Raw genomic sequence first — 12,837 nt, forward strand, 5'->3', positions numbered from 1 at the left:
AACGTTTAATTCTGGCAAACCAGGAACGTTTAATTCTGGCAAACCAGGAACGTTTTGTTCTGGCAAACCAGAAATTTTTTGTTCTGGCAAACCAGAAACTTTTGGTTCTGGTGAAGAAGATGGACGATACTGCTCATCTTGTATTGAAGATGGATGATTTATAATTTCTTCTAGCAGTTTTTCGCCTCTATCCAGAGTTCTGAGGAAATTGGATTCTTCTCGTTGCAACTCAGCTTTAATTGCTGCTTCTCGTTGGCGCACATTGGGGTAAGCTGATTCGGAAAGAGCGATCGCAGTTTCAGCAACTTGGGTAGTAAATTCGCCAGAAATCCCAATTAATCGACCATGACGCACCACGCGGCGAATTAACCGCCGCAGTACATAACCTCTTCCCACATTGGAAGCGCGAATTTCATCAGCAATCATGTGGACAACAGAACGAACATGATCGCCAATGACTTTCAGAGAAACTTTGGTTTTTTCATCGCTGCTGTGGTAGTCAATGCCAGCAATTTCGGCAGCTGTTTGGATAATTGGGAAAATCAGGTCAGTTTCGTAGTTATTGGGTACTTTTTGGAGGATTTGCGCCATTCTCTCCAAACCCATGCCGGTGTCGATGTTCTTGTTTTGCAGTGGCGTTAAATTCCCGTCAGCATCCCGGTTATATTGCATGAAGACGAGGTTGTAAAACTCGATGAACCGGGAATCGTCTTCTAAATCTATATTTTCGTCACCGCGTTCAGGGTGGAAGTCATAATAAATTTCGGAACAAGGACCACAAGGGCCAGTCGGCCCAGATACCCAAAAGTTATCATCTTCACCCAAGCGCTTAATTCTCGCTACCGGCACACCGATTCGATCGCGCCAAATTCCAAAGGCTTCATCATCATCTTTAAAAACGCTGACGACGAGATTTTGGGGAGAAAAGCCAAAGACTTGTGTCGAGATTTCCCAACCCCAAGCGATCGCTTGTTCTTTAAAATAATCACCAAAGCTGAAATTGCCCAGCATCTCAAAAAAGGTGTGATGCCGTTTAGTGCGTCCAACGTTTTCGATGTCGTTGGTACGGATACACTTTTGTGAAGTTGTAGCCCGCTTAAATTCTGGTGTGCGCTGCCCTAAGAATATTGGCTTAAATGGTAGCATCCCCGCGATCGTCAGCAGCACGGTTGGGTCTTCTGGCACGAGGGAGGCACTTGGGAGAATTTGGTGTTCCCGTTGAGCAAAGAAGTCGAGAAATATGTTGCGAATTTCGTTACCGCTTAGGTACTGGGGATTTGAAGACATAGGTGTTTTTAACTTTAGACTTTAGACTTAGGCGTAGCGGCACTAGGTAGGTGTATTTTCATAAATAGCTTTATATATTCTTGCATTTTGTTTCATATTACTGCCAGCGAATTCTGCCATTGGGTTATATATATGCAGTTAATAGGATGCTTTTACGCTACTATCTGACTTTGGCAGGATGTGCATAGGCGTAGCCCGTTGTAGACATAGCATTTCGATGCTTAAAATTAATCATTAAGAAATACTTTAAAATTCCCATATTGAGGTAACAAATGGCACTAAAACTGAAAGTATCAAATATTGCTTGTGAGGGATGTGCAGAAATAATTACTGAGTCTATCCACGTTATGGAACCTGAGGCCAAAGTGGATGTTAATATTAACGCTAAAACTGTCACGGTGGAGTCCGAAGCTTCTGAGGAGTCAATCAAACAGGTAATTGTTGCTGGTGGTTACGCTGTAGAAGGTTATCGAGGGATTCCAGCTTTCACAGAAGAAGTTTAGACTTTAATATCTTAGGCGACGCTAACAAATTTTTTTATATTTTCCGCCTGTAGAAGGCCGGAATAGAAATAACTTCCCCAAATCAGTGGCAGGTTTTGACATAATTTTTTTATTTAGCTTTGTTTTCAGAATTTATGCTGTTACAGCAAATAAAAAAGACGTGAATTAAGTAAATAGGCAAATCTAAATAAAATGTCGGTATAAATATTTTATTTCTCCTGCTAACGCATTGTTTTTTTTGGTTAAATTTTACTTAGATTATAAATTTTTACCCGACAACTTCTGTCTTTATTTAGATGGTAGGTAAGCTCCAAAAAAATACTGTACATAGCATTAGGTAGTTTTGCTGTGTATTTTATATATATTTTAAACACTTTTCTTAAGATTTGCTCTAAGCCTAGCTTATAAATAAAAAGGCTAAAAGTTTTTATGGGAAATAATATTTTTAATTGCATAATAAAATTTCGGATTTGATAATTCAATCAATAAACTTTATATTTTCTTTGTTTTTCTAATTGGGAATAATTTTGTCTACCTAATGCAATGGTTATTACAAACTATTTATTTTGGTAATTCCATCATGGAAATAGTACTTAAGAAACCACCACAATAGGTTTTATACATTTAAATAATATTCAGTATTTTTACTGTTTTAAAAATAAACTGTAAAGAAGACATTAGTTTTTAGAAATGAATATTTCCGAAACGATAGTAGTAAATTAGTAGTAAATATAAAGTCTTAAAATGAGATTAAATTTGGAATTTAACTATCTAATCGATGCTCAAAAAACAAGATGTAAAAAAATATAATTTAGCTTATAACATCATATTTAGTATTAGACGACAAGAGCAGTAATTACCCAAGTGAATTTATTTAAAATTTAAATAGGATAAAAAATAAAGCAATGAATATTTCTATTCTGATCTTTGGAAAAAATAATTTTATCGCCACACTTCCAGATCAGATCCGTTATGCGACTGCTTTTAGTGTAGAAGTTATAGACAATTTGGATCAAGCAGTGTCGCGGATTAAAACAACACCCCCCGATATAATCCTGGTGCAAGCTAGCCTAGATGGCAGTATGGAACTCTGCGGTTGGTTTAAAGATCAGACAAAACTATCGTGGATATATTGTATTCTTTTCGAGGATCGTTCCCAGCAGCTTACTGAGCGAAATAAAGGTTGGCATAGGGAATTGGAAATGAGTGCTGCGGCTCTAAAGCAAGGAGCCGATGCATATATTTGGCATCTTATTGAAGAAAAAACAGACTATAGCTTGACAGAGTTGACTGCCAATCATGGACTAATACTTGCTCAATTGACAGTTGGTTTGCGAAAAGCACAAAAATACCGAGATTTGATTCGGACAAATGATATGTTATCTGCGATCGCCTTAGCAGATTCGTTGACAGAATTAAATAATCGTCGTGCTTTAGAATGGGACTTACCCAGACAAATTCAAAGAGCCAGGACTCAAAAAACTTCCCTGAGCTTGATTATTCTGGATGTAGATCATTTCAAGAAAGTTAACGATAATCATGGGCATTTAGTAGGCGATCGCATTTTGCAAGTATTATGCCAACGTTTGCGCCACAATCTGCGTTGTCAAGATACAGCATTCCGCTATGGTGGTGAAGAATTTGTAATTCTTCTAGCTAACACTACCGATGATGAAGCACTATTAGTAGCCCGTCGTCTGAATCGCGTAGTCAGCGACGAACCATTTGCACTCAACAATAAACTAACAATTAATGTCACCATTAGTTTGGGTACAGCCTCTCTGCAAGCTGAGGATGATGAGAAAGGAGAGAGTCTGCTATATCGTGCCGATCAATGCCTATTACAGGCTAAAACTTCTGGGCGTAATCGAGTTATTAACTCGAACTACTTATCTCATCATGGCTCACATTTGAAAGCTGTTTCTTCGTGAAAGTGAGGAGAGTCTAATCAGACATTGAGTCATGAACGGCTTAGATTCCCAATTTATTTGGATACTAATCGTACTTTCAAAAGTGCGATCGCTTAAATTAAAGTATTTATTAATATATTTAATTCTATATAAATATCCTGGTATTAGTTAGACGGCACTATCTGTTTGGGAATACTGAAAATTAGGGTAATGGATTGCTCCAATCCGTTGAGCAAGAAGAGTTCCAGGCTCTCCCCTAAAACCAGTCTTTCTAGGATCTTACTTATTATGAATACCGTTCAAGTTACATACGCAGGTTGGATAGAAGTTAAAAGGGGTGAGGCTCAGGGCGGCCGCATCATGTCAACAAAAGGATTGTATTTTCAATAAGCTCCCAAATAGTCGCATTAATTGTTGCTTATTGACACAGGTTGAAGCGATCACTTTGAGCTTGGGAAACTAAACCAAACGATAAATGCTGATTTTTTCGTTGGTTCTTAACCTTGGTTGTGATCAAGAGTAATTTAGATGCGTTTGCCCTGGGGTGAGGCTCCCAAACAGCTATACTCCCACCAGAACGAAGCAATCAAAGGACTGAATAAAACTAATAAGAATGCCTTTGAAGGCTTGCTAGTTCTACCCACGGGTGGCGGAAAAACGTTAACAGCAGTTCACTGGCTACTACGTAATTTTATTAACAACAAGAAAAAGGTTCTATGGATTGCTCATCGCCATGAATTACTTGACCAAGCACTTGAGACACTTCAACTTAGTGCTTATTCATCATTATTGAGCAATGTATCAGGATTTAGATACCGCATTATCTCAGGTCATCCTAAACACGATCGACCTGTAAACATTGAAAAGACTGATGACATCATCATTGCCAGTAAAGATAGTCTAAACAGTGGGCTTGATCACTTGTTGAAAAACTGGGTTGGTCACTTACACGAAGTTCTTTTGGTTGTAGATGAAGCGCATCATGCAACAGCTAAGACTTATCGTAAATTAATTAATGCTGTCAAAGATGATCTAAAGACGCGAGGTCATAATAACGGCTTTCAAATGCTAGGGCTAACAGCTACTCCTTTCCGAACAGATGAGAGTGAGAAGAGTTTGCTAAAGTTAGTTTTTCCAAATGATATTATCTTTTCAGAACACCTGAGAAATCTAGTTGCTAGGGGAATTCTTGCTGAACCAATATTTGAAAACCTAGAAACGAAGATACAAATTAATCAAAAATTGACCTCCCAAGAAATCAAGGCGATTGAAAATTTTGACAGACTCCCACAAGATATAGCTAAAAGAATTGCTGAAAATAGTAAACGTAACAATCAAATTGTTGCTTATTATATTAAAAATAGAGAAAGATATAAACCTCTTCTAGTCTTTGCTATCGATGTTATACACGCAGTTGCATTGAACAAAGTCTTTAAGGATAAAGGAATTAATTCTGATTTTATTGTAGCAGCAGTTCAAGATTTAACTACAGGTGCCAAAGTCGCTGTAAAGGACAATAAAGAAAAAATACAAAAATTTAGAAATGGAGAGCTTGAGGTATTGATAAATGTGGAAATTTTAACTGAAGGAACGGATTTACCTAATGTACAAACTGTTTTTCTCACACGACCTACTACATCCACAATACTAATGACACAGATGATTGGTCGAGCTTTGCGTGGGCAAAAAGCAGGTGGGACAGAAAAAGCCTATGTAGTTAGTTTTATTGATGAATGGGAAAACAAAATTAACTGGATTAACCCGAAAAAGCTTCATGAACAAGACGGTGCAGAATTTCCTGAAAAAGACATTTTATCAAGTAATAGAACGGCTCGGCTGATATCTATTGAGATGATCGAAGAATTCGCTCGTATCATGGATGATTCAATTGATACTACCTGTGTCGAAGAACTAGAGTTTTTAAAGAGAGTTCCTCTTGGAATTTATCGTTTTTCCATTCTTGAACCGTCTGAAGGATATGAACCTAAACCTACCAACTATGATGTGTTGTTATATGACGACACAGAAGAGGCATACGACAACTTTGTACAGGATTTGAAAATTATATTTCAAAGTATTGATTTACAAGACAGGGAAATATTGACCGAGGCAGAACTTCAATACCTTTTACAAACTGCAAAGCAAATTTATTTTCCTAATTATCAAACTTTACTTGGTTATAGAGATGAAGATGTAAAAAATATCTTACGTTTCTATGCTCACAATGAACAAATACCAGATTTTCTAGCCTTCAGCGAGAGGAGGAAATGTGATTTATCTATCGTAGCAAGACATATCTACGAACATTCATTAGGTGGTCAAGCAAAGTCTGATTATATCAATTCTCTCTGGAATGATGAAACGTCTTTTTGGCAAGTTTTATTTAGTGACAACAAGCTATATTTCAGGCAGCAGTTAGACATTGAAACTCTTAAAATTGAAGGGGTATACCCTAATGTTGTAGTATCAAGACCAACTGTAGTCCCTGACACTGTACCAATAGAGAAATTAACTTTATATGAAATAAAAGAGCGAGATATTGTTGAATACAGAAAAATTAAAAATGCTGTATTCGCCAAGCAAACAGATGCAAAAGGATTTATAACTTGTGCAGACAGTAAAGTTAAAACTCAGATGCGGAGAGATTTTCAAATTGATCACATTAAACCTATGTCTGAGGGTGGTTTAACTACCATAGATAATCTGCAATTGCTGACACGTAAAGCCCATGTAGAGAAAACTCGTAGAGAGAATATAAGACGATAGTCTTTGAGGGATATATTTATATCCGTAAGTAATCTAAATCTTTCTGGTTTGGCAGGTTTAAAATGTATGGTGTCACTCAAAAGAGACTTATGACCCTAACCCTGAACTTGCCACCAGAATTAGAACAGTATCTTGCACAACAAGCTAAACAGCAAGGGCTTTCTGTTGAAACATATACTGTGCAGATTTTGCAAGAATATATTCTGCCAAAAGAGAAACAGTATAAATTGGACAACTCAAAAATCTATTGATTGTCCACATCTGTAAATATAGATTTTAAATCCCGATAACCGCTAATTACCCGCACAATCACAACACTATCTTCAAAAACTCGATAAAAAATAATGTAGCCATCTAAGGGTATTCCTCTAAGGCTTGGATCAAAATTGGCGTAGCTTCGTCCTATATTCGGGAATTGAGTTATGTTTTGGCACTTCTTATTAAATCCTTGAATAAATCTTTCCCCTGCGTTGATATTGCGAACTAGAAAATAATCCAAAATTTCATCTAAATCTTGGCTTGCTTCTTTGGCAATAAAATATTCCATTATCCTTGAGTCTCACGCGCTTTGCGTAATTTTTCTGACAGTCGCGCCATCACCACTTCACCATCTATTACGTCTCCACGTTCGATAGAAGCAAGCCCAACAGCTATTTTCTTGTGGGTTTCTTCTTCCCATTCCTGATAACCCTTCTCCCATTCTTCCAGGAGTTTCAATGCTTTAACAATCACATCTTCAGCATTTTCATATCTACCTGTAGCAATTCGGGTTTGTATAAATTGCTCGTATTCCGCTTTAAGTTGGATGTTCATAATTTTTATCCCTAGTCAGTTAAGAGCATTCCCTAAACTATGCTTTAAAATTTATCTAAATTCATTAAAGCCTTAACTTATGCTTCTTACCGAACTCATACCGCTAGTTAAAGAATTATCCCACACTGATAAACTCTTACTAATGCATTTCCTGGCAGCTGAATTGTTGAAGGAATCAAGTTTAGTTCCATTGGATGCTGAGAACAAAGTAGCTAGTCTTGGCTTATATGATTCTTTTGAAGCTGCTGCTGTTTTAGCGAAGGCATTAGCAGAAGAAAAAGCGGCAACACATGGTTGATAAAGTTAGATTTGCATTTACTGAGGTAAACCCAGAACTCGGTGCATTAAGTACGCTGCCTTATCTACCGCTAATTCTCACTTATGAAAATCGCTCTGTAAGTGTATCAGGCTTGCTAGATACTGGTTCTACTGTCAACGTATTGCCCTACGAAATCGGGTTAAGGCTGGGAGCAGTTTGGGAACGTCAAAGACTCTCTGTTCCATTGGGTGGTAATTTGGCTAGGTTTGAGGCGAGGGCATTGGTGTTGATGGCGAATGTTGAACAATTTCCGGCAGTAGAGCTAGCTTTTGCTTGGACAAGAGATAGAAACGCCCCATTGATTTTAGGACACATGAATTTCTTTTTAGGGTTTGATGTGTGCTTCTATCGTTCTGAATTAGCGTTTGAAATTAGCCCTAAAATAGTCTGATGGAAATAGTGAAACCTAACATCATATTAGGTTAATGGTGGGTTTCACAGAATTCAACTACCTTGATTAGGTGGTATTTGCTCAGGTGGCGTTTCTGCTGGGGGAGCGAGTGCCGCATCCGGCGCAATGTCTTCTACGAGAATCGGTTGCTTATCTTCAATTTCAAAATCTGGTTGCGCTGCTTCCAGCAATTCAGGAGATGGGGGATGTGGAGGAATCGCTTCCGGTACACTCTCGGTTTTTGCTTCGGTGTCAGTAGTAACTGTCTCCTCTGCTGGTGGTTCTAATATGGGAGTAGTTTTGTCGATAATCTCAATAGCAGGTTTCTCTGACAGTACAGAGGTAATATCTTCAGGTTTAGGGGTTGTGGGTGTCTTTTTACTCACAGTCTGTTGCACCTTGTCTTTCGCACCACTGAAGGTGCTACCCAGACCTTTTTGCAATTGGCCCAGCCGTTCCTGAAGGGACAACTTATTTACCTGTTCTTGAATGCCAGTTTTTACCGTCTCAGCACTGGGTACTTGGATTTGTTGTGCCTGTGGGGTCAATTGCCGACGTAATGATAGAGTTTGCCAGCCAAACCAGACCAAAAGAGCCACACTAGCCACATGACCCAGCAACAAACCTCCAGTAATGCGTGGTGCAAACACCCATAAGACTAAAGCATAGAACAATCCTACGCCACTCCAAATAAAGTCATTCTTGCGGTGGATTTCTGGAAAAAAGAAAGCTGCTATATAAATGGCTAAACTACCAAGACCCACTACCAAAGCTAGGACAAATGCCAGCATTATTTGGTTACTCCTTACTGCGTCCTTTGATTATTTCAATTTTGCAAATTTTGCAAGTAAATTGTTGATTTAGATACAATTTAAAATTAATTATCCATGTTAGTTGTGGATTTTTGCCCTTTATTCAAGTCTTAAGGTCTTCTTTAGGGAAGAAGGGAAAATATCGGACTACCCTTAAGGTAAAAGGATCTGCAAGAGTTAGCCAGAAATTTTTTATGACACTACAAAGCTTTGGTGTGATTGGATTAGCCGTTATGGGTGAGAACATCGCTCTAAACGTGGAGCGCAATGGCTTCCCAATTGCAGTTTACAACCGCTCCCGAGAAAAAACGGATGCGTTTATGGCGCAGCGTGCGCCAGGACGGAACGTCAAAGCCGCCTTTACCCTAGAAGAATTCGTTGCCGCATTGGAACGTCCCCGTAAAATTCTAGTGATGGTGCAAGCTGGTAAGCCAGTAGATGCGGTGATTTCTCAACTCCGACCTTTGCTAGATGAAGGCGATATCATTATCGACGGTGGTAACTCTTGGTTTGAAGATACAGAACGACGCACTCAAGAATTAGAACCGGCTAAACTTCGGTTTATCGGAATGGGTGTCAGCGGTGGTGAAGAAGGTGCGCTAAATGGGCCTTCACTCATGCCAGGAGGTACAGAAAGCTCCTACGAGTATCTATCACCAATTTTTAATAAAATTGCTGCCCAAGTTGACGATGGTCCTTGCGTAACCTATTGCGGTCCTGGTGGCGCCGGTCACTACGTCAAAATGGTACACAACGGCATTGAGTACGGCGATATGCAGCTGATTGCTGAAGCCTACGACTTGTTGAAAAATGTTGCTGGACTAGACCATAATCAGCTACACGAAGTTTTTGCCGAGTGGAACACTACCGACGAACTCAATTCGTTTTTGATTGAAATTACAGCAAAGATTTTCCCCTACATTGACTCAGAAACAAATCTACCCTTAGTCGATTTGATTGTTGATGCTGCAGGGCAAAAGGGAACCGGACGCTGGACAGTACAAACTGCAATGGATTTGGGTGTTTCTGTACCGACAATGATTGCAGCGGTGAACGCCCGGATTATGTCTTCCTTCAAAAAAGAGCGGGTAGTAGCATCCAAGATACTTACAGGTCCTTCTGGCAAGTATGAGGGAGATACCAAAGCTTTTATCAATATGGTGCGAGATGCTCTGTATTGCTCGAAAATCTGTTCTTACGCTCAGGGCATGGCACTGTTAGCTACAGCTTCAAAAACCTACAACTATAACTTGCATTTAGGTGAATTGGCGCGGATTTGGAAGGGTGGCTGTATTATTCGTGCTGGATTTTTGAATAAGATTAAGAACGCATTTAACGAAAATCCAGCGCCACCTAACCTGCTATTAGCTCCGGAATTCAAGCAGACAATTCTCGATAGACAAACAGCTTGGCGTGAAGTGTTGGTAACATCAGCAAGACTGGGAATTCCAGTGCCAGCATTCAGTGCGTCATTAGATTATTTTGACAGCTATCGACGCGATCGCTTGCCCCAAAACCTCACTCAAGCCCAACGCGACTACTTCGGAGCGCACACCTACGAGCGACTTGATAAGCCCGGAGCCTTCCACACCGAATGGACACCGATTTCTGAAGCATCAGTGCAAACTTCTACACCAAGAGAGCTGCAAGCTACAGAACCAACTACACCTACAAATTAGAGAGTCTTAAATTGTAAATTTGAAAGTGGCTCTGTAAGAGCCACTTTTTTTGTTCAGTTATCACTGTTAATTGTTAAGCTAATACACATTTTACTTGTATATTTTTTATTTTAGAGAAAAGGCATCAATCTTTCTCTCTTGTTCCTTTGTCCTTTGCTGCATAAATGTGCTTTTTTAGATGTATAACAGCTTATGTTCTTCTCACTACCTTAATCTTAAGAGTTGTTTTTACCAAGATATTTGGCTTTTAATTCTTCTAATTCTTCATTTATTTTACTTTTACTAGAAGGCTGAGGTGCAGGGTTTGGTAACTGTATTTTATTTTGTTGAGGTTTGCTGTTACCCATAAATTGGGTTTTCATTTCTTTTAATTCTTTCTCAATTTTACTAGGAGATTCCGATACAAAAGCAGGTAGAGAATTTGGTGGTGATTGATGGATAGCTTTTATTGCTATCGCTGGCTTTGATGCTACTGGCAAGTATTTATTTAAGCTCAGTAAATGTTGGGTTTCGTTCCTCAACCTAACCTACACACTTTAAAATTTTTGGTGCTAACAGAGACTTTTGATATTTGGTTTTATCATTGATTTGGCACATTATTCTTTCCAAGATATTTAGCTTTTAATTCTTCTAATTCTTCATCTATTTTGCTTTTACTAATAGGCTGAGATATGGGATTTGGTGGTTGTATTTTATTTGGTTGAGGTTTGTTGCCACCCAAAAATTGGGTTTTCATTTCCTCTAATTCTTGATCGATTTGACTAGGAGATTTCGATACAAAAGTAGGTGGAGAATTTTGTGGTGATTGAAGAATAGGTTTTGGCGATCTCACTGGCGTAGCTGCTACTTTCGGTTGTTGATTTAAGTCTTTGAGAATTTCGTCTACTGTTTGATAACGCCTAATCGGGATACTTTCTAGCATCTTGTTGAGAATGCGACTCAGCTGATTACTGACGGGAGTTTGTAAGTATTGCTGCCATACCCAAGTATCGTTGTTGGTATCATAAGAATCGAAGGGCGATCGCACTGTTAATAAATTAATACAAGTCGCACCCAAACTATAAATATCGCTGGCGAAAATAGCCCTACCTCTCATTTGTTCGGGAGCAACATATTCTGGACTACCAATACTAGTACCGGTTTTATTTAAGGCAGCGCCAGTAGCAGATTTAGCAGCACCAAAATCTACTAATACTAGTTTGCCTTGGGCATCGCTCTCACGAATAATATTTTCTGGCTTAATATCGCGGTGAATTACGTGTTTGGCGTGACAAAATTGCAAAACTGACAATAAATCGTTTAATAGTTGCCAAATTTGTGTTTCACTAAAAGCACCTTTATGGGCCAATTCCTGGGCTAAGTTTTGCCCGTCGATAAATTCTTGTACGAGATACTGCCGATTTTCTTGGGTAAAATATGCCAGTAGTTCGGGAATTTGGGGATGCTTGCCCAATTCATCTAATTGCACTGCTTCTTGGTTAAATAACTCTACGGCTTTGGCAAGGGTGTTAGTGCCTTGGGATTGGGGATAAAATTGCTTAATTACGCAGCGTGGTTTTGAGGGTTTATCCTCATCCACAGCTAAGAAGGTTTTGCCAAAACCACCTTGTCCGATTGGTTTGATAGCACGGTAACGTTCTTTGAGGAGTAACTTGGTACCACAAGTCCAGCAAAACTTGACATCATCAGGATTTTCAGGCTTGGGACAATGAGGATTAAGGCAGTAGCTCATATAGGCGATCGCTCTTATATCTCTATATTTTCTCCTGTCCCAGGCAAAAGGGTGTAATCAATAGATTTTGGATTTTAAATTTTAGATTTGTGTCACACAGAAGGGGTGAAAGCGGGTGAAGGAACGATTAACTAAAAGAATCTAAAAATATGAATCATAGTACACTATCCCACTTTTGTCACTCTCCGAAAACAAAAATTAAATGGAAAGTGCAAGGGTTTTGAGATAGAGATTATAGCCTTGCACTTTTTTGGTAGAAAAAAGCTTCAACCCCTTATTTGGACTAGATTACACTTTTATTCAGCAAGCCCTACTTAATTCTGATTACTGAATCGGTGTTCTAGCGGGTAAAAGCACAATATCAGGTTCGCTGTCGCCGTTGAAGTCAAGCTCTACCTACAATCTGCCAGTTTTGATCGCCTACCTGGGTAATCAAGTTGTTGCTTTGCACAGAGAAGCCATTCATCCCCCAGATGGTATTCTGCCCGGTTGCCTTGTTGCGCCAGAGGATATCAGATTTGCCGTCGCCGTTGAAGTCGGCTGTACCTGCAATCTGCCAGTCTTGATCGGCTACCTGGGTAATCAAGTTGTTGCTTTGCACAGAGAAGCCATTCATTTCCCAAAT

13 protein-coding genes and 1 pseudogene are annotated in these 12,837 nt (G+C 39.1%); 7 read left to right on the forward strand and 7 right to left on the reverse strand.

The features are described 5' to 3' along the window. On the reverse strand, positions 1 to 1,287 hold a 1,287-nt coding region (gene alaS / locus ACFE93_RS11330; protein WP_375473379.1), incomplete at its 3' end, for an alanine--tRNA ligase. 272 nt (positions 1,288 to 1,559) lie between these two features. On the opposite strand from alaS, the gene ACFE93_RS11335 reads away from it, so the two are divergent. From ACFE93_RS11335 to ACFE93_RS11350, 4 genes are all read left to right on the forward strand, one after another. Next, positions 1,560 to 1,790, forward strand: a complete 231-nt coding sequence (locus ACFE93_RS11335; protein WP_375473380.1) for a heavy-metal-associated domain-containing protein — start codon at positions 1,560 to 1,562, stop codon at positions 1,788 to 1,790. Positions 1,791 to 2,695: 905 nt separating this feature from the next. Continuing rightward, complete coding sequence (locus tag ACFE93_RS11340; protein ID WP_375473381.1) at positions 2,696 to 3,721, forward strand: GGDEF domain-containing protein; 1,026 nt, start codon at positions 2,696 to 2,698, stop codon at positions 3,719 to 3,721. Positions 3,722 to 4,228: 507 nt separating this feature from the next. Continuing rightward, positions 4,229 to 6,466, forward strand: a complete 2,238-nt coding sequence (locus ACFE93_RS11345; protein ID WP_375473382.1) for a DEAD/DEAH box helicase family protein — start codon at positions 4,229 to 4,231, stop codon at positions 6,464 to 6,466. Between the two features lie 89 nt (positions 6,467 to 6,555). Beyond that, entirely contained in the window at positions 6,556 to 6,717 is a 162-nt protein-coding gene (locus tag ACFE93_RS11350; RefSeq protein ID WP_375473383.1) for a hypothetical protein, read from the forward strand. On the opposite strand, the gene ACFE93_RS11355 is transcribed toward ACFE93_RS11350, so the two are convergent. Then, complete coding sequence (locus ACFE93_RS11355; protein ID WP_375473384.1) at positions 6,711 to 7,013, reverse strand: type II toxin-antitoxin system RelE/ParE family toxin; 303 nt, start codon at positions 7,011 to 7,013, stop codon at positions 6,711 to 6,713. The two genes, ACFE93_RS11350 and ACFE93_RS11355, sit on opposite strands and share 7 nt — an antisense overlap. After that, the gene (locus tag ACFE93_RS11360; protein WP_375473385.1) at positions 7,013 to 7,279 is read right to left on the reverse strand and encodes a type II toxin-antitoxin system ParD family antitoxin; all 267 of its coding nucleotides are present in this window, start codon (positions 7,277 to 7,279) and stop codon (positions 7,013 to 7,015) included. Before ACFE93_RS11360 ends, ACFE93_RS11355 begins: the two co-directional genes overlap by 1 nt. Positions 7,280 to 7,358: 79 nt before the next feature. Here ACFE93_RS11360 and ACFE93_RS11365 point away from each other — a divergent pair, with 79 nt between their 5' ends. Next, entirely contained in the window at positions 7,359 to 7,577 is a 219-nt protein-coding gene (locus ACFE93_RS11365) for a hypothetical protein (RefSeq protein ID WP_375473386.1), read from the forward strand. Then, positions 7,570 to 7,989, forward strand: coding sequence for a hypothetical protein (locus ACFE93_RS11370; protein WP_375473387.1), 420 nt, complete (start codon positions 7,570 to 7,572; stop codon positions 7,987 to 7,989). The genes ACFE93_RS11365 and ACFE93_RS11370 overlap by 8 nt, the downstream gene beginning before the upstream one ends. 53 nt (positions 7,990 to 8,042) lie before the next feature. On the opposite strand, the gene ACFE93_RS11375 is transcribed toward ACFE93_RS11370, so the two are convergent. Further along, positions 8,043 to 8,780: a Ycf66 family protein gene (locus ACFE93_RS11375; protein WP_375473388.1), complete on the reverse strand. Its 738-nt coding sequence runs from the start codon at positions 8,778 to 8,780 to the stop codon at positions 8,043 to 8,045. Between the two features lie 215 nt (positions 8,781 to 8,995). Here ACFE93_RS11375 and gndA point away from each other — a divergent pair, with 215 nt between their 5' ends. Beyond that, complete coding sequence (gndA, locus tag ACFE93_RS11380; protein WP_375473389.1) at positions 8,996 to 10,480, forward strand: NADP-dependent phosphogluconate dehydrogenase; 1,485 nt, start codon at positions 8,996 to 8,998, stop codon at positions 10,478 to 10,480. A 215-nt stretch (positions 10,481 to 10,695) separates the two neighbouring features. On the opposite strand, the gene ACFE93_RS11385 is transcribed toward gndA, so the two are convergent. The 3 genes and pseudogenes from ACFE93_RS11385 to ACFE93_RS11395 all read right to left on the reverse strand — a co-directional run. Next, complete coding sequence (locus tag ACFE93_RS11385; protein WP_375473390.1) at positions 10,696 to 10,959, reverse strand: hypothetical protein; 264 nt, start codon at positions 10,957 to 10,959, stop codon at positions 10,696 to 10,698. Between the two features lie 101 nt (positions 10,960 to 11,060). Then, complete coding sequence (locus ACFE93_RS11390; protein WP_375473391.1) at positions 11,061 to 12,212, reverse strand: protein kinase; 1,152 nt, start codon at positions 12,210 to 12,212, stop codon at positions 11,061 to 11,063. Between the two features lie 385 nt (positions 12,213 to 12,597). Next, positions 12,598 to 12,837, reverse strand: a pseudogene (locus ACFE93_RS11395) (VCBS repeat-containing protein); the annotation flags it as partial.

It is taken from the genome of uncultured Nostoc sp. (assembly GCF_964247315.1).
Taxonomy (GTDB): domain Bacteria; phylum Cyanobacteriota; class Cyanobacteriia; order Cyanobacteriales; family Nostocaceae; genus Nostoc.